Annotated in this window: 15 protein-coding genes; 9 read left to right on the top strand and 6 right to left on the bottom strand. The window is 43.5% G+C overall.

What is annotated here, in order from left to right:
- The first annotated feature begins 263 nt into the window (after nucleotides 1–263).
- From IH597_06845 to IH597_06805, 9 genes are all read left to right on the top strand, one after another.
- The gene (locus tag IH597_06845; GenBank protein ID MBE0662168.1) at nucleotides 264–602 is read left to right on the top strand and encodes a single-stranded DNA-binding protein; all 339 of its coding nucleotides are present in this window, start codon (nucleotides 264–266) and stop codon (nucleotides 600–602) included.
- A gap of 274 nt (nucleotides 603–876) precedes the next feature.
- The gene (locus IH597_06840) at nucleotides 877–2,193 is read left to right on the top strand and encodes a hypothetical protein (GenBank protein ID MBE0662167.1); all 1,317 of its coding nucleotides are present in this window, start codon (nucleotides 877–879) and stop codon (nucleotides 2,191–2,193) included.
- Between the two features lie 211 nt (nucleotides 2,194–2,404).
- Nucleotides 2,405–4,543: a C10 family peptidase gene (locus tag IH597_06835; protein MBE0662166.1), complete on the top strand. Its 2,139-nt coding sequence runs from the start codon at nucleotides 2,405–2,407 to the stop codon at nucleotides 4,541–4,543.
- A gap of 19 nt (nucleotides 4,544–4,562) precedes the next feature.
- Nucleotides 4,563–5,918, top strand: a complete 1,356-nt coding sequence (locus IH597_06830) for a T9SS type A sorting domain-containing protein (GenBank protein ID MBE0662165.1) — start codon at nucleotides 4,563–4,565, stop codon at nucleotides 5,916–5,918.
- 305 nt (nucleotides 5,919–6,223) lie between these two features.
- Entirely contained in the window at nucleotides 6,224–6,979 is a 756-nt protein-coding gene (locus IH597_06825) for a response regulator transcription factor (GenBank protein ID MBE0662164.1), read from the top strand.
- Nucleotides 6,980–7,088: 109 nt separating this feature from the next.
- Nucleotides 7,089–9,173 (top strand): histidine kinase, encoded by a 2,085-nt coding sequence (locus tag IH597_06820; protein ID MBE0662163.1) that lies wholly within the window; start codon nucleotides 7,089–7,091, stop codon nucleotides 9,171–9,173.
- A gap of 140 nt (nucleotides 9,174–9,313) precedes the next feature.
- Nucleotides 9,314–11,398, top strand: coding sequence for a histidine kinase (locus IH597_06815; protein ID MBE0662162.1), 2,085 nt, complete (start codon nucleotides 9,314–9,316; stop codon nucleotides 11,396–11,398).
- Between the two features lie 114 nt (nucleotides 11,399–11,512).
- Nucleotides 11,513–12,034, top strand: coding sequence for a lipocalin family protein (locus IH597_06810; protein ID MBE0662161.1), 522 nt, complete (start codon nucleotides 11,513–11,515; stop codon nucleotides 12,032–12,034).
- Between the two features lie 141 nt (nucleotides 12,035–12,175).
- Nucleotides 12,176–13,567 (top strand): PhoH family protein, encoded by a 1,392-nt coding sequence (locus IH597_06805; protein ID MBE0662160.1) that lies wholly within the window; start codon nucleotides 12,176–12,178, stop codon nucleotides 13,565–13,567.
- On the opposite strand, the gene IH597_06800 is transcribed toward IH597_06805, so the two are convergent.
- The 6 genes from IH597_06800 to IH597_06775 form a co-directional block, all read right to left on the bottom strand.
- Nucleotides 13,562–14,617, bottom strand: coding sequence for a M28 family peptidase (locus IH597_06800; GenBank protein MBE0662159.1), 1,056 nt, complete (start codon nucleotides 14,615–14,617; stop codon nucleotides 13,562–13,564). The genes IH597_06805 and IH597_06800 overlap by 6 nt on opposite strands.
- A 13-nt stretch (nucleotides 14,618–14,630) precedes the next feature.
- Nucleotides 14,631–15,236 carry a nitroreductase family protein gene (locus IH597_06795; GenBank protein ID MBE0662158.1) on the bottom strand — a complete coding sequence of 202 codons (606 nt, stop codon included), beginning with the start codon at nucleotides 15,234–15,236 and terminating at the stop codon, nucleotides 14,631–14,633.
- Between the two features lie 148 nt (nucleotides 15,237–15,384).
- Entirely contained in the window at nucleotides 15,385–16,740 is a 1,356-nt protein-coding gene (locus IH597_06790) for an ATP-binding protein (protein MBE0662157.1), read from the bottom strand.
- Nucleotides 16,730–18,112, bottom strand: coding sequence for a sigma-54-dependent Fis family transcriptional regulator (locus tag IH597_06785; GenBank protein ID MBE0662156.1), 1,383 nt, complete (start codon nucleotides 18,110–18,112; stop codon nucleotides 16,730–16,732). The genes IH597_06790 and IH597_06785 overlap by 11 nt, the downstream gene beginning before the upstream one ends.
- 366 nt (nucleotides 18,113–18,478) lie before the next feature.
- Complete coding sequence (locus IH597_06780; protein ID MBE0662155.1) at nucleotides 18,479–20,194, bottom strand: PQQ-dependent sugar dehydrogenase; 1,716 nt, start codon at nucleotides 20,192–20,194, stop codon at nucleotides 18,479–18,481.
- A 189-nt stretch (nucleotides 20,195–20,383) separates the two neighbouring features.
- Nucleotides 20,384–20,827 (bottom strand): nuclear transport factor 2 family protein, encoded by a 444-nt coding sequence (locus tag IH597_06775; GenBank protein ID MBE0662154.1) that lies wholly within the window; start codon nucleotides 20,825–20,827, stop codon nucleotides 20,384–20,386.
- Between the last annotated feature and the right edge of the window lie 85 nt (nucleotides 20,828–20,912).

The following is a 20,912-nucleotide window of genomic DNA, read 5'->3' as shown; positions in this document are numbered from 1 at the left end:
TACTCCATTACTCCATTACTCCATTACTCCATTACTCCATTACTCCATTACTCCATTACTCCATTACTCCATTAAATCAGAAGCAACAAAGATAGCACAAAGATATCCGTTTGCAAACGCTTACAAGCAACTATATCCGGATACAAACATTTTTTATACGACTCAGGTTTTGAGGCCGCTATACTTTTGCTTCATCAAACTAATGGAAACTTTTTAAACATAAATATTAATAACCGCCCGCCAGGGCACAAAACCAAAAAACGATGAATGCAATGAGAAACCGCGTGCAACTGATTGGACGCCTGGGTCAAAACCCTGAAACCAAAGAATTCGACAAAGGCCGCAAACTGGTGCGTATGAGTATCGCCACCAACGAAGAGTACATGAACAATGGCGAAAAGGTAAAGCAAACCACCTGGCACAACCTTGTGGCCTGGGGAAAGCTTGCCGAGATCTGCGAAAAATACCTCAAAAAAGGTAATGAAATTGCTGCTGAAGGCAAGCTGATCTACCGTCAATGGGAAGACAAGGAAGGTGCCAAACACAACACCACCGAAATCCACATCAGCGACATGCTGATGCTGAATGGTAAAGAAAAGTAGTTAACTGTAAATTATGTTGACTTAACCTGTCAGGTTCCAGAAACCTGACAGGTTTTTTTATCTGAAATTTTCATTAATGTATGAATTTTAAAGGAATGTCTTCCAGTTTTTTACTAGAGCTGATACAGTTTTATCTGCGTTCATACATCCAAATACCACGTTCATACATTTTTCCCTGGTGTTCATACATCTGTTTCATTTTCACTTTTTTAGTGCCCTAATTTTGCTTTGAATATTTTTTACCCAACAATCTTTACCCAAAACCGGAGGAATTATGAAAACCAAGACATTATTTTCAATCGTAACGATCACATTGGCAATGATGAATGTAAATGGTCAAACCCTCAGTTATGGCCTGACATTCACGGCTATTGATAATGCAGCCTATGTCCAGCTCGACAGCATCAAGGTTGTGAACCACACACAGGGTGGAGAAACCATGATCTACTGGCCTGACACCACTCTTTCACCTGGAATAAACCCGGGAGATTTGATGCTCTATGTAGGCTATGCCACTTTATCAACGGTAGGTATTCCAGAAGTTAGAGATGATATTTCGTCATTTACTGTTTATCAAAACTTTCCGAATCCGATGAGAGATCAAAGCAAAATCACTCTGTTTATTCCTCAGAGAGGGAGGTTACACTTAATGTTAACGGACTTGCAGGGGAAAGTTATTCTTCTAACTGACCGGCAGCTCGATGGCGGATATCATTCTTTCAGGTTTTATCCTGGCAGTAGTAACGTTTACTTCCTCACAGCCCAATGGAACGGAATAAGCCGTAGCATACAGATGATCTCCACAGGTCAACAGGATGGCAAAACTTGCCGCCTGGATTATATTGGATCGCGATCAGCAGAACCTGTTTTTAAAGCCTTACCGCAGGTCAATGATTTTATCGTCAGGCAGTCAGCAATTTTGGACTACCCACAGGAAAGCACCATCTACACCTTCCAGTTTGCCACCAACATCCCCTGCCCGGGTATGCCAACAGTGGAGTATGAAGGGCAGGTGTACAACACCATCCAGATATTCAGCCAATGCTGGCTGAAGGAGAATCTAAACATAGGGGCTATGATACCTGGAAGCCAAAGCCAGTCGAACAATGGAATAATAGAAAAGTACTGCTACGATGACGACCCCAACAATTGTATCACTTATGGCGGTCTCTACCAATGGGATGAAATGATGCAATACACTACCCAGGACTCTCAAGGCATCTGCCCTCCTGGTTGGCATCTGCCTACGGATGAGGAATGGAAGCTGCTGCAAGGTGCGGTGGACAGCAAGTATGGGATAGGTGATATCATTTGGGAGGGCTTTGGATACTGCGGCCAAGATGCCGGGATAAACCTGAAAACGACCAGTGGCTGGTATGAAAATGGCAACGGTACCGACCTGTTCGGTTTCTCAGGTCTGCCCGGTGGTTACTACGGCATGAATCTTGGCTTTTACGGTACCTGGTGGTCATCAACGGAATACGACGAATACGACGCATGGATGCGTGGTCTGTGTTTCACCGATCCGGGAGTTTGGCGGTACCGCTACAGCAAGGAAGGCGGTATTAGCATCCGCTGCATAAAGGATTAGACTGACAAATAAACATAGGCCAAGGATATAAAGCAAGCTGGAAGAAATATTGGCTATGAAAAATAACAGGTCTTATTGCAAGAGGGAAGTTGCATTGCAAGTGGCTTCAGGGAGCTTTGCGAAGATGTTAGCCGCTTAATGGGGGTAAGTGGAGCAGTAAACAACAACACGAAAAATCATAAAATGTCATTAACCATAAATCCAAACAATCATGAAAAATCTAAAACCAATCGCAATTCTTGTCCTGTTGGCCTTCGGACTTAAAATGATGGCCGGTAATGTAAGCCCACAACAGGCCGAAAAAGTGGCCATGAATTTTTATTTTGAACGGCATAATATATTCCAGGGCGAAATTTCCCGGGACCAGATCAGCATACAATCGGTTCACACCGAAAAAGATGCACAGCAAACATACTATTATGTTTTCCGCTTTAACCCTGCCGGCTTTGTGATCGTTCCTGCTGACGATTGCCTTGCTCCGGTTCTGGGTTATTCTTTTGAACACAACTACGTGGCCGAAAACCAGCCGCCCAATGTGCAGTGGTGGTTTCGGCAGTATGCAGACCAGGCAAAATTTGCCCGCGAAAACGTTTTGCAACCTGAAGCAGATATAACCAGATTATGGCAACATTATCTTGCCGGGGATTTTGCGCCTGCTGAAAAAGGAGTATCCAGCAAAGCGGTGGAACCACTGCTCACCACAACCTGGCACCAAAACTGGCCATACAATTATTACAGTCCGCCCGATCCAGCCGGGCCTGGCGGTCATGCTCTTGCGGGCTGCGTAGCAACAGCTTATGCCCAGGCACTTTACTATTGGAGATACCCTTTGCACGGTTCCGGTTATCACTGCTACACTCCAGCAAGCAATCCGCAATATGGCGAGCAGTGCGCCGATTTTCAAAATACCTGGTACCGGTGGAACGAGATGTGCGATGCACCCAACGGGATAAATACTGCTATAGCAGAGTTACTTTATCATGTGGCTGTTGCAGTGGAGATGGATTTTGGCCCTTCAGGTTCAAGTGCCAATGGATATGCGGAACAAATGGAACCCTGGTTTAATCTTTCCACCGATTACGATTCGCTGCGTAGGGCTTATTTTACCGACGAAGAGTGGGTTAACATCATTATTGAACAATTGAACCAAAAGTTGCCTGTTTTATATGCTGGCTGGTATTCAAATATGTCAGATGCACACATGTGGGTATGCGACGGCTATCAGGACTCCACGTATTTTCATATGAACTGGGGTTGGGGTGGCTCGTCAAATGGCTACTATACACTGAATAACCTTCAGGGTTTTAATACATTTCAATACATTGGCATAAACTTCTACCCCGACATGGTCAACTACGTTTACCCGAACTATGCTACCGGCGCCGACACCCTAAACACTTTGGAAGGCAGCATTGAAGATGGCAGCGGCCCTGTCCACAACTACTTAAACAACATGCAAGCCTCCTGGCTTATTGACCCTCAAACCGAATTTGATTCTATAACCAGCATCATCATCACGGTTAAGCGGCTTGATATCTTTGAGGACGGGGATGTGTTGAATATTTATGATGGTGAGGACAACACCGCTCCACTGCTGGCAGCGCTAAGTGGTAACGCACTGCCCGCAAACATCACCTCAACCGGTAACAAGGTGTTTATCGAATTTATTACTGATAGTGAAAACACTTCTGCGGGTTTTTGCCTGAACTACAAAACCACACGTCCTGTCTGGTGCAGCGGCATTACCACCCTGACAGCCCCAGTGGCCACATTTGATGATGGCAGTGGCTCATTCTATTATTACGACAACATTCTTTGTCGCTGGATCATCAATCCGGGTACCAATCAGCCACTTACGTTGCATTTCAATTATTTCGACACCGAAGAGGACAATGATGTGGTAAAAATATATGATTTAATAGGCAGTGGGGTGTTGATTGCTACCTTAAGCGGCTCTTATGAAGACCCGCCTGAACCGGTTACAGCGTCCAGCGGTAAAATGATGCTGGTATTCACCACAAACAACTCCATTCTGGGTCAGGGGTGGGAAGCCTGGTACGATATAACCTCAGGTATTGCTGAACCGGAAGCTGGATTGGGATTGCAGGTATATCCCAATCCATCGGAGGGAGGTTATACGGTAAGTTTTCAGCTTATGGAACAACAGCATATTATACTTGAAATGCTCGATTTAACCGGCCGCAAGCTCACTGTTTTCAAGGATGAATATTTCACAAGTGGACATCACCAAATCTACCTCAACACCGATCACTTGCACCCTGGATTGTACTTTCTCCGCTTGCAGGCCGGTGAAAGGATAACAACACAGAAAATCATGAAGGTTTATTAATCTTAATACCAAAGTCATAATGAAAAACATTCTTAATAAACCAGCACCCCTGGTCATCATATTATTGCTGATGTCACCAGGCCTCTATTCCCAAAACTACCTCATCACTTTCTCCGGTTCAGGTCAAAGTACCACGGTTGAAACAGTGGATGTGAAAAACATTACTCAGCAAACCACGCTAACCCTCAGCGGTACAGATACGCTGCTGCTGACAGATGTTGTTGGAACCGGATATTTTACCGCTCTGAACCATGATATGATTATTTATCCCAATCCGGCAAGTCTATCCAGCCGTTTGGAGTTTTACAATTCTCTCTCAGGTTTGACAAGTATTGAAATTTATGATTTCACCGGCAGGTTGCTGATAAATAAGTCCTTTGATTTGTCCACAGGGAGTCATGCATTCACAATCAATGGTTTGAAGACCACAATTTACCTGGTAAAAGTTAAAACTCCAGCGCAAACTTACAGCCAGCGATTAATTTCGACTTCAATTCAATCATTAGCTCCTGAGTTAAAATATGAGGGCTTAACACATAGTCACCAACAAACGCCTGATTTCAAGGGCATCAGCGGGATAGTGGCCATGCAGTATAACGATGGAGAAAGGTTGGTAATCAAAGCCATTTCAGGCGATTACGCCCACACAAAATCCCTGGTTCCCACCAAAAGCCATAACATTGACTTTGATTTTATTGAATGTGTTGATGGCGATGGAACCCATTATCATATAGTTACAATTGGGGATCAGATTTGGATGGACGAAAACCTGAAAACCACCCAATACAGCAACGGAACTCCCATTGAGTATCCCGGTAACAACAACAGCGCCTGGGAAAACAACACCACCGGCGCTTATGCCTGGTACGACAACGATATCAGTTTGAAAGACAGCTATGGAGCACTGTATAACTGGCATGCGGTAAACAACACCAACGGCCTGTGCCCATACGGCTGGCATGTCCCCAGTGATGCAGAATGGTCACAATTGATTGATTACATTGTTTCCCAGGGTTATCCAAATCAATTGGATGATCCCGGCGGCGCTGGCAATTCACTCAAATCTTGCCGGCAGGTAGACTCACCAATGGGTGGCGATTGTAAAACCAGCAATCATCCACGCTGGGATTTTCATCCCACCCATCATTGTTTTGATGCCTTTGGTTTCTCAGGGCTTCCCGGCGGTGGCCGTGGCGACTGGGGTCCTTTCGGCTACATTGGCAGCATTGGTAGCTGGTGGAGTGCTACCGAGAGTTCACTTTCGAACGCATGGAGTCGGGGCATGGATTGCAATTGCGGCAGATTAGCAAGGGACGAAGGCGTTAAGGGTGGTGGATTTTCTGTTCGTTGCGTAATGAACTGCTATTTTAATTGATTATTCGACTATTTAAAGGTATGGGACATAGCCGCTTCGAATTGTTTTTGAAAGAGCTTAATAATTTATTACTGGTAAATAAAAATACTTACCAGTCAGTTTTGAAAATAGTTTGAATTACAACGAGAGTTTAGCCGGTAGTTTAAATACAACCTGGATCAGGATATGAAGCAAGTTGGAAGCCGGATTTAGAAGGGAATACGAAATATGTCCCGAAGGTTTTTTTTCGAAGTTAAAAATTAGGGAATTAAAATTTGCAAACGCCTTCAAAAATGTCTATTTTTAGCAAAAAATCCGATCACAGGATGCTCCGCACCCTCATCATTGACGACGAGCCCCATGTTAGGGAAACGCTAAGGTATTTGCTGGCGAAATGTTGCCCGCTTGTGCAAATCGTGGGGGAAGCCGGAAGCGTGGAAGAAGGCGCAAAGGAGATCAGGGAAAAAGTACCCGACCTGGTGTTGCTCGACATCAAAATGGACGACGGCACCGGCTTCGAACTGCTGGAACGCTTTGGGTATATCGGCTTCAAAATCATCTTTGTAACAGCCTGGGAAAAATACGCCATCGAGGCTTTTCGGTTCAGTGCAATAGATTATCTCCTTAAACCTGTGAATCCAGAAAAGCTGGCTGAAGCAGTAAAGAGGGCCGGACAGCAGGTGCAGAGCGCTTTCAACCTCCAGTTGAATACCTTGCAGGAAAACATGAAAGTCAGGGAAGGAAAAAACCGCAAACTGGTGCTGAAAACATCCAACAAGATATACCTGCTTGAAGTGAAGGACCTCATTTACTGTGAGTCGGATTGTAATTACACCGTTTTCACCACTGTGGATGAGGAAAAGATCACCGTTTCGAGATTGCTGAAGGATTATGATGAATTGTTGTCAGATTCAGGCTTTTTCCGTGTGCACCGATCCAGCCTGATCAACCTGAAACATATCAAACGTTTCGAAAAACAGGACGGAGGCTTTGTGGTAATGAGCAACGGCGATAAAATTCCCGCCTCATCGCGCGGCAGGGAACGACTGATGGAATTGTTTGAAGAGCTGGCTGGGGGATGACGGAAGCTGGAAGTCGGAAGACGGAAGTCCGAAGACGTAAGTTCGAAGACTGTAATTGATAATCAGTTCCGATAGCTATCGGGATTAGTATTCAGTAAAAAAACTACAGATGATGCATAATACAAAAACAATCTCTTTTGGTTTGGGCTTGCTGGCCGCTCTTATTTTTGGCTTCTGTCAGTTGCATGCCCAGTTATCAGTTAAAATGCTGGGCCATTCTTCCGATACGATATATCCCAAACTGATCAATGCAAATGATCATCAAAGGATGAAGGCCTGGAACCAGCTTGCTTTTTATCACTCCCTGTCCTCTCCCGATTCAGCGCTGTTTTATGCTGAGCGGGCGCTTCAACTTGCTGAAAAGTTTAAAGACGAAGATGAAAAAAGGTATGCCCTGCGAAACTTCGGCAATGCTTATGCACTGCAGGGTAATTACCGTCAGGCTTTGATTCACCTGCACAAAGCGCTCGAAATTGCCGAGATGAGAAACGACCGGAGACGAATGCTGGAACTTTATACTGACATCGGCAAACTAAACTATGATATAGAAGATTATTTTTCGAGCCTCAAATACGTTGATTTAATCATGGCATTACTCAACAATCCGCAAACTGAGCTGAGGAGTATCGTTTCGCCAATCGAAGAAGCCTTAATCTATACCTATGCAGGAGGCGTTGCCCGCGAAGTAAGGGAGTTTGATCGCGGGGTCAGCTATTTTCAGAAGTACATCGAATTAAGCCGGCAATACAATTTCCCTTACCTATTGAACGATAATGCTCTCAAAACATTGGCTGAGACCTACTGTGATGCCGCTGAATATGATTCGGCATTGAAATATGCCTACGAGGTTCGAAGTAACTTCCCTATCAATAAAAACAAGGACTTTGACCATCACGTTGGCTATGAAGGCTTTATCGGTGATCTGAAGTATAAAACGGGTAGATATACTGAGGCGCTGGAGCTTATAAGGGTTTCCTATTATGAAACAAAACAATCCGGATCATTGTACTACACTGCCTGGGAAGCCATGGATCTGGGAGCTGTCAATTTCAGTCTTAAACAATATGATACTGCGCTTTATTGGTACAACATTGCGCAATCCAATTTCTTAGAACTTGCAAACCAGTTGAGGAGTGTTGAAGATGACAGTGAAAAACAAGACATTTGGACTGGTTATCAATACTTGGTTACCATCAAAGATGAAGTGATCATGCGGCGTTTTTACACATTGATGAAGGGTTTACACACGCATTACACAACATTGTTTAAGACAACTGGAAATTACGCCAAAGCTTTGGAGCATAGCGAGCTGAAATCTGCATACAATGATTCGGTGACCAATCTGACACAAAAAGTGGAAGAGCGCAAATTGCAAATCAGGCTGGAGACCGAAAAAATGGAAGAACAGCTTAGCCTGCTGGCAACAGACAATGCGCTGAAAGAATCTAAACTGCGCAACAACAGCCTGATTTTCCTGAGTGTGATCCTGGCGCTTTTGTTCGCCCTGATGCTGGTTTTTTTCCTTTTCCGTCAGCGACGCATCAGGGAGAAGCAGGACAAAATCCTGTTGGAACAGCGCCTCCTCCGCTCCCAGATGAACCCCCATTTTATCTTCAACTCTCTGGCCAGCGTGCAGAATTTTATCGTAAAGCATGACGACACCAGTGCCAGCATTTACCTGGCGAGATTCTCTGAACTGGTTCGCAGTATCCTGAATAATTCGATGGAAGAGCAAATCACATTGGAACATGAAATTGGCACAATTGAGAATTACATGGAACTGCAGAAAGTGCGCTTTCCGAAAAAATTCGACTTCAGTCTGTTTGTGGATGAGCATTTGGATGTGGAAAACACTTTTATTCCACCCATGCTTGCCCAGCCTTTTATCGAAAATGCCATCGAGCACGGCATCAAACACAAGGAAGGCAAAGGTCATATCAGCGTTCGGTTCGAACACAAAAACGGCAGTATGGAATTAATTGTTGAAGACGATGGCATCGGGCGTAAAAAAGCACATGAACTTAGGTTGCAGTATGACAAAAATCACAAAAGCCTGGCCACTGCTATCACACAGGAACGCATCAAAACCCTCAACCGCAAACAGAAAAGCAAGATCACAATGGAGATCATTGATTTGAAAGATGAAGAGGGCGAAGCAAAGGGAACAAGGGTGGTGTTTAGCGTGCCGGTTTAAGGAGTGGAAGTATGAAGTCCGAAGACGGGATTGGGAGATTGTAATCGGTATTCGGTATTAGGTAATCGGCAATCCGAAATCAGAAATAATTAAAGGATCCAAGCCCGCTGCTAGCGGAGATTGTAGACCTAAAACAACAGATGTTGCTTAATACAAAAACAACCTATTTTGGTTTGGCCTTGCTGGCCGCTCTTATTTTTGGCTTCTGTCAGTTGCATGCCCAGTTATCGGTTAAAATGCTGGGCCATTCTTCCGATACCATTTATCCCAAACTGATCAATGCCGACGATCATCAAAGGATGAAGGCCTGGAACCAGCTTGCATTTTATCACGCCCTGTCCACACCCGATTCAGCGCTGTTTTATGCTGAGCGGGCGCTTCAACTTGCAGATAAATTTAATGATGAAGATGAAAGAAGGTATGCCCTGCGAAACTTCGGCAATGCTTATGCACTGCAGTGTAATTACCGTGAGGCTTTGATTCACCTGCACAAGGCGCTCGAAATTGCCGAGAAGAGAAACGACCGGAGACGAATGTTGGAACTTTATTGCGACATCGGCAAACTAAACTACGACATAGAAGATTACATTTTAAGCTTCAAATACTATGATTTAATGATGGTAATACTCAGCAATTCACAATCTGAAGAGAGGAGTATTGTTTCGCCAATCGAAGAAGCCTTAATCTATACCTATGCAGGCGGCACTGCCCGCGAAGCAAAGAAGTTTGATAGCGCGGTAAGGTATTATCAGAAGTACATCGAATTAAGCCGGCAACACAATTTCCCTTACGAATTGAACCATAATGCTGTCTCATCATTGGCTGAAACATATGCATTTGCAGCAGAATATGATTCTGCATTGAAATACACCTACGCCGCCCGAAGTTACTACCCTGTCAATAAAAACAAGGACTTTGGCCAGCACATTGGTGATGAATTTGCTATCGGATTATTGATGTATAAAAAGGATAGATTTACTGAGGCGCTGGAGTTGCTCAGGGTTTCCTATGATGAACATAAACAATCCGGATCATTGTACAGCTCTGTTATAGACGCCCGCGCTCTGGGATTTGTCAATTTCAGTCTTAAACAATATGATTCTGCGCTTTATTGGTACAACATTGCACAATCTCATGCCGTAGAATTTGTAAACCAGTTAAGGAGTGTTGAAGATGGCAGTAAAAAACCAATCGTTTATTCTGGTTATCAATACTTGTTTAACATCAACGATGAAGAGATCATTCAGCGTTTTTACAGGACAATGATGAGCTTGCATAAGCGTTACACAACATTGTATAAGACAATCGGAAATTACGCCAAAGCATTGGAGCATAGCGAGCTGAAATCGGCATACAATGATTCGATGACCAATCTGACGCAAAAGGTGGAAGAGCGCAAAATGCAAATCAGGCTGGAGACTGAAAAAATTGAACAACAGCTTGCCCTCCTGGTAACCGACAATGCGCTAAAACAATCAAAACTACGCAACAACAGCCTGATCTTCCTGAGTGTAATCCTGGCGCTTTTACTGACATTGATGCTGGGCTATTTCTTTTTCAGGCAACGAAGAATTCGTGAGATGCAGGAAAAAATTATAATCGAACAACGCCTCCTTCGCTCCCAGATGAACCCTCATTTTATCTTCAACTCCCTTGCCAGCATACAGAATTTTATTGTTAAACAAGACGACACCAATGCAAGCATCTACCTTTCACGTTTTTCCGAACTGGTTCGCAGCATACTGAACAACTCATTGGAGGAGCAAATTTCCCTTGAGCGCGAAATCAACACCATAGAAAACTATTTAGAACTTCAGAAAGTGCGCTTCCGCGAAAAGTTTGACTATCAGCTTTTTGTTGATAAACGGCTTGATACGGAAAACACTTTTATCCCGCCCATGCTTGCTCAGCCTTTTATTGAGAACGCCATCGAGCACGGTATCAAACACAAGGACGAAAAAGGGCATATCAGCATCCGGTTCGAACCGAAAAACGGCGGCATAGAAATGATTATTGAAGACGATGGCATTGGCCGCAGGAAAGCCCATGAACTCAGGATGCAATTCAACAAAGACCACAAAAGCCTCGCCACGGCCATTACACAGGATAGAATTGCCGTGTTAAACCGCAAACTCAGGCACAAGATCACGATGCAGATCGTTGACCTGAAAGACGAACAGGGTGAAGCGAGAGGAACGAGGGTGGTGTTTGGGGTGCCGGTGTGATAATCTTGCAATGTCAATTCTGCAACATTAAAATAATTGTCTTTCTGCACCTGGTGTCATTAAAAAGAATCCCCCCTATCAGCTTTTCACTTATTTTTGCTAAAAATACCCACCATGTTCAGAAGTTTGTCACTTATTGTAGTTGTAATCTTATCCTCATCCTGTATGTCGTCAAAAAGCACACCTACCAAGGTCGGTAATGTAGACCTTGAAAAATATGCCGGCATTTGGTACGAGCTAGCTTCCTTTCCTGCATCTTTCCAGAAAGGCTGCCACTGCACTACTGCCGAATATCAGTTGACGGAAAAAAGCTATATAAGGGTCATCAACCGCTGCCGCCGTAAGGCGGTTGATGGCAAAGAATCCGGAATCAGAGGCAGGGCTTATCCGGTTGAAGGATCGAATAATACAAAACTTAAGGTACAATTTTTCTGGCCATTCCGCGGCGATTATGATATTATTATGCTTGCAGAGGATTATTCCTGGGCGGTGGTAACTTCCGGGAAAAAGTACCTTTGGATCCTGAGCCGTACACCCGAAATGGATGAAAAACTATTTGAAGAACTAACAATAAAACTTTCTGCTGAAGGTTATGATATGAGCCGGCTGCAGCGTACGGTGCAAGCCTGTAAGTAGGGGGTAATAGAGAAGGGGAGAAAATGAGATAGGGAGAAGGGGAGATGTTCCAAAACCCGGAACGCCGAACCCCCTGCCCGGATGAACATTCATTCAGGCGGGGGAATCGTAAATCGTAAATCTGAAATCGTAAATAAATAAATGCCTGTAAAAACAACTACCAAGGCCAGGACCGCGCGCAGTGTAAAAGTAACCGAAACCAAAAAATCGGCTAAGATTTTTGTGCTCGACACATCGGTGATCTTATACAACCACAGCTCAATCCATAATTTTGAGGACAATGATATAGCCATTCCCATAACGGTTCTGGAAGAACTGGATAACTTCAAAAAAGGCAATGAAATCATCAATTTCGAAGCCAGGGAATTTATCCGTATCATGGATAAAATGTCGGCCAATCATACCTTACAACAGTGGATTCCATTGGGTAAGGAGAACAAGGGCAAGTTCAAGGTGGTGATGAATGAAACCGTTGCCGATTTACCGATTGATGCAAGAACTGTTTTTGGCGATAACAAACCCGATCATCGCATTTTAAATGCTGCCCTGGTTTTACAGAAGGAAAATCCTGAAAGAAAAGTTATCCTCGTAACAAAAGACGTCAACCTCAGGTTAAAAGCCAAATCGCTCAACTTGCCCGCCGAAGACTACAAAACCGGGAAAATCAAAGACGTTGAAGGCTTGTATTCAGGCAAAACCTTATTGGAAGGCCTTGATAAGGAGGCCATTGACACACTTTACCAGGATGGTGTATGTGATCCTAAAATTGTGGGTGTCAGCAACCCCATCCCAAATCATTACTACATCCTGAAAAACACCCGCAATTCTGCACTGGCATTCTACAACCCTGTAACCAAGCTTATGGAAAGGATTGAAAAGCGCAGTGCTTACCGTATCAATCCGCGCAATGCCGAACAGGTCTTTGCTATTCATGCGCTACTCAACCCCAATGTTCGACTGGTTACGCTGCAAGGTGTTGCCGGAACCGGAAAAACCTTGCTTGCACTGGCTTCAGCGCTTGAGCAGAAGCGCAATTTCAAGCAGGTTTACCTTTCTAGGCCTATCGTACCACTTAGCAACAAAGATATCGGTTACTTGCCTGGTGATATTAAGAGCAAAGTGAACCCATATATGGAGCCACTGCACGATAACCTGAAGTTTATTCAGAACCAATACGGCGAAAAGGACAAGGAATACAAAAGTATTACTGAATCAGTAGAAAAAGAGAAACTGCTGATCCAGCCTTTGGCTTACATACGTGGGCGTAGTATTTCCAATGTATTTTTTATTGTTGATGAAGCCCAGAACCTGACACCACACGAAGTAAAAACCATTATCACAAGGGCAGGTGAAAACACCAAGATTATCTTCACCGGCGATATTTACCAGATTGATACCCCTTATCTCGATTCGCAAAGCAACGGCCTTTCGGTGCTGATTGATAAAATCAAATACCATCCAATTTACGCCCATATCCGCCTCGAAAAAGGTGAACGCTCTGAGCTGGCGAATCTAGCCAATGAAATGTTATAATTGCTGGTTCTCGAGGTAAAGAACAGTGAGAACTGTTTTGCCCACAGCCTTCAGTGTGTTTTTATCAATCACATCCATATTGTCGTTTACGGTATGCCAATGTTCGAAAAAACCTGTTTCGGTATCTGTTGAATAATGGATGATATCAATCGTTGGAATACGGATTATCTCATTCACATAAGTGTGATCATCCACAATCGGGTTGGTTCGCTGGTAAGAAAAAAATGAGCCGTAGCTGATTTGATGGGCAATGTCCCACACTTTTTTCATGATGTCCGGAGCGTAATACATTGAAGTACCTTCCATTGTAAACACTGCATTTGATGCGCCTACCATATCCAGTAATATTCCGAACCGTGCTGTGTAATTTGGTTTATGTGGGTTTCTGGCCCAGTATTGCGAACCCAATGCCCAAAAATCACCTGTTCGTGCCTGCATGCTTTGATGCTCTCCATAATCCTCAGCATCAAAAAAGATAATGTCAACACCTGTATTTACTGGATTCAGTGAGAGTTGCCTGGCCAGTTCAAGTAAAACCCCCACGCCGCTGGCTCCATCATTCGCACCTAAAATCGGAGAATAATGATTTGCCGGATCCGGATCGTGATCAGCATATGGTCTTGAGTCCCAATGTGCGCATAATAAAACCCGGTTTTTTGTATCCGGGTTAAACGAACCAATAATGTTTTTGATGTTCAGGATCGTGCCATCATAGGCTTTTACACGCGCTTCCTGAACAATAACATGGGGTGTGAACCTTCCCAGGGTTTGAGAAAGATAATCTGCACAGGCTGCGTGGGCAGAAGTATTTGGAACCCTCGGCCCGAAATCAACCTGTTGTTTTACAAAATGGTAAGCAGAATCAGGATTAAAATATGGCACATCGGCTTTCATGATCCTCTCAGCCAGGCTGGGTGTATGAACACCTGATGACTGTTGCCTGCCACCACAGGAATAAAACAACATGATGAAAGCTATTGTGTATATCCCCAATCGCAAATCCGAAATCGCAAATCGTAAATTCTTATGTTTGTGTCGTGTCGTGTTCATGTTACTTAGCTGTTCACTTGTCATCAAAGAGCCCGCTTGGCTCTCCATACTTTTTTGTGAACACAAAGGTATCGAAATTATTGCGAACGCGCTCTGATTTTTCACCAGGCTGAAGGTTCGGATGAAGTTTGGATGCATCTCCCGGATAACCGATAGCCATAACTGCTAATGGTTCAATTTCAGCAGGAAGTTCCAGCAATTTCCTGGCTTTGTCCTTGTCAAAACCACCCATCTGGTGAACAAAAAGTTCCTCATGGGTTGCCTGAACGCTAAGCAGGGCAACAGCTTGTCCTACGTCGTATGAAAACACAGGACTTGGCTTATCGGTTTTTTTGCTGATGGTTTGGCCACAAATCAATACCAACATATAAGCTTCACCTGCCCACAACTGGTTAAACTCTACAAGCGTATCAAAAATTTTCTTGTGGGTTTCATCTTCTTTGAACCCAATGATAAATCTCCATTCCTGATCGTTAGAACTTGAGGGTGCCCAGCGTGCAGCCTCAAATAATCGTTTAATTTTATCAACAGGAATTTTCCTGGATGAAAATGCACGTGGGCTCCAGCGATGGGTAAGCAAAGTGTGTATCTGGTATTGAACAGGAGCAGGTTTTTTCATTTGTTTAAGTAGTTTAAGTTATAGCCTTAACAAGGGAAATATAATATATGTTTGGTTATAGTTAATCTTACAAGGATTTGGTTCATGATGATTGGAATGCCTGTAGGGCATCAATTATAGTAGTCGGTCATTGTATCGCACACAGGTTTCAAAATGTTAACGTAAAAATGCTCCCCTCACCCGGTTTCGATTTCACCGTGATATTGCCTTTGTGCAGGTACATCATTTGACGTGAAATACTCAATCCAATGCCATTTCCTTCGCGTTTGGAAGTAAAAAAGGGCATGAATATTTTATCCAGGATATCAGGTTTAATGCCATAACCGTTGTCAACAACATCAATAGATATACGTCCGTTCAGGTTTTGGTATGCAACCATAGAGATCATTGGTTCGCGATTGTCTTTTACTGCTTCCATTGCGTTTAGCATCAGGTTGATGATAACCTGGTCAATCAAATCTGGATCGGCAGTGATCATTAAGTTGGCAGGGATAATTTTGGTAGTAAATTTTATGCCGAGTTGTTCGATCTTTGGGCTCAGCAATATTTCGGCACGCTCAATAATTTCACTCACCCCGAAATACCTGAAGTTTGGTTTTGGTATTCTTGTAAGGTTACGATATATTTCCACAAAACTAAGCAAGCCCTGCCCACGGTTTTGAATCGTTTTTAATGCAAGCAGCAAACCCTCGCGATCCTCGTGATCCAGTTTATTTAATGTTAGGTCACCGTCTTCATTTTTGAAAAGCATTTGCAGTATGGTTGAAATAAGCGAGGATATTGGCGTAATAGAGTTCATGATTTCATGGGTCAGCACCCTTATAAGCTTTTGCCATGATTCAACTTCTTTCTCATCCAATTCGGCGCTTATATTTTGCAGCGAGATAAGCACATATTCCTCACCACGCATCCTGAATTCGGTGGCATAAACTGATAATTGCAGCAATTCGTCCTCAACAAAGATTTTGCAGAGGTGTTTATCGCCAGCCTTCATGTGAAGCAATATTTCCGGCAGATCTGATTTTAGTTTTGCGAGATCATTGATCAGGCGTAGGTTGTTGATGCGCAGCAGACCTTTTGCTGCATTGTTAGATAGATCAACCTTACCATCTTTTCGGAAGGCGATGATCCCAATGCTTACATGTTGCACCACAGTTTGCAGATAATTGAAGTGTTCTTCTTTTTCGGCACGCGTTTTTTTAAAATCATGGATGACCTCATTGAAAGCCCTGTTCAGTTCTTCAAAGCTTTTGCCTTTACCCTTATCGCTGAAAGAACTTGCAAAGTCAGAATGGCGGATGCTGTCGAGAAACAATGTGAGTTTACGATTGGTTCGCTCAACAAACCTGATCAGTTCGAAGATGAGTAAGATATTAACGAATATCATGATGATTCCGCTTAAGTAGTGACTGGTCAGCTTGAGCAGGTATATGGTGAGCAGGATCGCAATAGCCAGTAATATAACCCTTGCGATCACACCAAAGCGGAAACTTCTATAGACCATATTTTTCTATTCTGCGGTACAACGATGCCCTGGTGAGGCCTAACTCCTTGGCTGCTTTGCTAATATTGCCGCCATGCTTGTCGTACACCTTACGGATCAGCATTTTCTCGGTTTCTTCAAGGTTCATGTTGGCAGGCAGCATACTCTCAGCACTCGGATCTTCCATGTGAGGAAGGAAAAAATCATGGGGTTCAAGAATATTGGATTCACTCATAATCACAGCCCTTTCAATAGCATGTTGCAGTTCCCGGATGTTACCGGGCCAGCTGTGTTTTTCAAGCCGTTTAAAAGTTACCGGGCTGATTCTTTTATGAGGCATTTTGTATTTCTTGCAATAGATTTGCAGGAAATGATCCGACAAAGCAGGAATGTCTTCTACTCTTTCACGGAGCGGGGGCAAAAGAATTTCAACGGTATTAATACGGTACAAAAGATCCTGCCGAAATTTTCCGTCGTTTACCATCTGATACAATGGCATATTGGTGGCACAGATCAAGCGGACATCAATCGGGATTTCGCGGTTGGTTCCTATCCTGACTACCTTACGGTTCTGGATCACGCTCAGTAATTTCGATTGAAGCGGGAATGAAAGATTCCCAATCTCATCGAGAAAAATGCTTCCTTTATTTGCTGCTTCGAACCTTCCGGCTCGGTCTTCCTTGGCATCAGTAAAGGCTCCTTTTTTGAACCCAAAAAGTTCACTCTCAAATAAGGTTTCGCTTATTGCACCCAGGTCAACACTGATAAATACTTCATCAAGCCGCTTTGAAGCCCGATGTATTGCCCTTGCTATCAATTCTTTTCCCGTTCCATTCTCGCCTAATATCAGCACATTGGCATCGGTTTTGGCAACTTTGTCAACAGTAGCAAGCACTTTCTGCATTGATGGTGATTGCCCGATAAGGTTTCCATAGGCCTGATCCTGATGAGTGAGAAGTATTTTTTGTTTCGAACGCAATTCGTCAATTTCCTGCTTTGAGTGCCTTACCTGTAGGTTGGCGGTGATGGTGGCCAATAGTTTTTTATTGTCCCAGGGTTTGAGTATGAAATTTGTCGCTCCTTCCTTAATTCCCTGAACCGCCAGTTCAATATCTCCGTATCCGGTGATAAAAATAACTACGGCCAGCGGATCAATTTCAAGGATTTTGTTTAGCCAGAAAAAACCTTCCTTACCGCTGGTGGCATCACGTGAGAAATTCATGTCGAGCAGGATGACATCGTAATTCTCAGTTTTCAGTAGTGTGGGAATATTTTCCGGTACTTTTTCTGTGTGAACCACATTAAAATGCTGGCGCAGAAAGAGTTTGGCAGCCAGCAATACATCGGCATCGTCGTCAACGATCAGGATTTTGGAGTCTAATTTTTCGCTCATGTTTCTGGGGTTTGTAACCGCTTACAACAAAATGATTCTTACAATCCCTTGGAACTCGGTGTCGTAGCGGATATATGTCTTGTTTTACCTCGTGTTTGGCATGGCTAAATTAGTAATTGTTCGAAAGCGGACAACTATCTTGAACAAAATACCAGCTATTTTTTTAAGTTTCCAAGCGCTTAAGGTTGGAAACTAACCAACATGTTGTCGCTATTTTTGTGATGCAGTGTTGCAGCAATACAGTGATGCAGTGATACAGTATGGGGTTTTTGCCACTGCAGTCTGCCAACTGCCAACTTTTCCCTGAAGGGCGGAGAAATTTAGGACATTTTATGCAATTGATCCCAGAGCGCCTTTTGATAAACCTCAGTTTTTTATAAGCAACTTTCGCGCATCTTCATGGCCATTTGAACTCATTTTCAGAAAATATAAGCCCGGTTTGAGCCTGTTGATTTGAAATCCGATATCATGTGACCCTGTTGTGAAATTGCCTTCAGCAACATCCAACAATTTCTCTCCCAAAGAATTATACATAATGATCCGGGCATAATTTTTTTCCGGAAGCTGGAAACGGATGCTTACAAAAGATGTTGCCGGGTTTGGTTCAATGCTTATAATACCAAATAACGCAGTGTTGGGTCGTATATCATCCATACCGATTGTTCCGGTTACGATGTATTGTACAGCCGTGGAGAAATTACTTTCACCGGCTTCATTCATGGCTTTTACCCTTGCATAGAAGACACCATCAGGTAAAGTGATTTCCAGACTTGGTTCAGCAGTATTTTCATCAATAACCAGCGATTCAAAGAAAGGGCTTTGACTCACTTGTAGATTGTACTGGTCAACCACTGGCCCTTCTTCCCAACTGATGGTGTGAATATTATAAACTGTATCACCACCTGACGGTTCAGAAATTAATGGCGCTACCGGCACTGCCAGCAAACTGAGTATGCTGCCGCCGCTATAAGTCAGCACATATATCTCACCTTCTTCATCAACACCAAACGAGGAAACATTGCTGATTAAATCAAGAAGCTCAATATTATTGCCGGCTTCGCCATTTTCGTAATCATAATCAAGTGCCCATATCCTGCCGGATGTAAAATCGCCATAGATGTATTTCCCGTATAATGCCGGATTTTTAGAACCATAATACACAAAACCGCCGGTAATCGAGCGGTCTCCATTATCCTGACTGTATTCAAAAACAGGCATTTCAAGTCCTGTTGTATCACAGCCAATTGGAGGATTAAAACAATGCGAACCTTCAATAACACGCCAGCCGTAGTTTTTGCCATTCTCAATAATATGTATCCACTCCCAGGCATTCTGCCCAACATCACCGGCCCACAACGAACCGTTTTGTGAATCAAAACTAAAGCGCCAGGGATTGCGCAGTCCCCAGGCAAATATTTCGTCTCTTCCATCGGGTGAACCGGCAAAAGGATTATCAGGAGGAATGGCGTAATTAAGCTCACCAGAAGTACTATCAACATCAATGCGCAGCATGGCTCCCAGGAGATTTTGAGTGTTTTGGGCATTGTTTTGCGGATCACCACCAGAGCCTCCATCACCAGAGGCAATGTAGAGATAGCCATCAGGGCCGAATGCTATATCCCCACCGTTATGGTTTGTGAAAGGCTGGTTGAACACCAGAAGAATGGTTTCAGAATCTGGAAGTGCATGCCCGGTTTCCGGATCCGTTTCAAAGGAAGAGATGACAGTTCTCAAAGGACTGGGAGCAGTGTAATTTACATAGAAGCGGCCATTGTCTGCAAAATCAGGATGAAATGCCAGCCCGAGCAATCCGCGTTCGCCACCAGAAACCAGCCTGTCAGTAATATCAAGCCAAATCTCAGCAGTGGGATTTGAACTGTTTTTGTCAAAACGATAAATGCGGCCTTGCTGGCTCACAGGATACAAATATCCGGATTGATCGCCGGCATGCTCAAGACCGAGTATAAGGGGAACAGAAACCCCTGGAAATGGAGTTTGTGTAATAACGGACTGCGCCATTATGCCTGAATGCAGAAAAAATATTATAGGTGTTATCAGTAACGATTGAAATAGACTTTTCATGCTGCTAATATTAATTGATTTATAGAGAGTCTTCTATAAATCAATTAACAGCGTTCTGCAGTTGATTGTTTGCTTTAGATTCAACCACATGAATAAGTGCCCTAAGCCATTGTACGATCAGCTAAGTTCTAATCCATCAGGAGGTTCAGAAGAAAACAACGGGATGCTTACCTGTGGGATAAAATTAAATTAATGTCTGTGAAAGAGCTTGGTAACAATCTTCCATCCTTCTTCAAAGCGATACAAACAAAGATAATCAGTGAACAGGAGTGTACCTTCGCGGTGCAGTTCCAGTTTTACAACTGCTGCATCGCCGGTAACATCCACGTCAAGAAACTTGCAGGTTACTTCCGGAAGGTCTGCACTTGCAGGGTCAGCCTTGCGGCGCTTGATACTTATCATCCAGTTATAGATCGCCAGTTTGTTAAGTGCATTGTTTTGCAGTATAAGCATATCAAAACCGGGATGAAAGCCTTGTTCAACGGCTTCGACATCGCCCGCATTTTGAATTCCTTCAACGTAGGCTGAAAGAATAACTTGTTTGATGTCTTCTACTTCTTTATCCAGTTCCTGTGCTGAGGCAGAAGCAAGTAATAATGCCTGACAAATCAGAATTGTAATTAATTTCTTCATGGTACAGATTATTTTGGTGATAGTTGTTATTTGCCGAAACCATGCCATATTTTTCAATCCGCTAATTTACAAATAGTTGGCTTGA

The organism is Bacteroidales bacterium (assembly GCA_014860575.1).
Lineage (GTDB): Bacteria > Bacteroidota > Bacteroidia > Bacteroidales > JAAYJT01 > JAAYJT01.
This window is presented reverse-complemented; position numbering and strand designations above follow the sequence as displayed.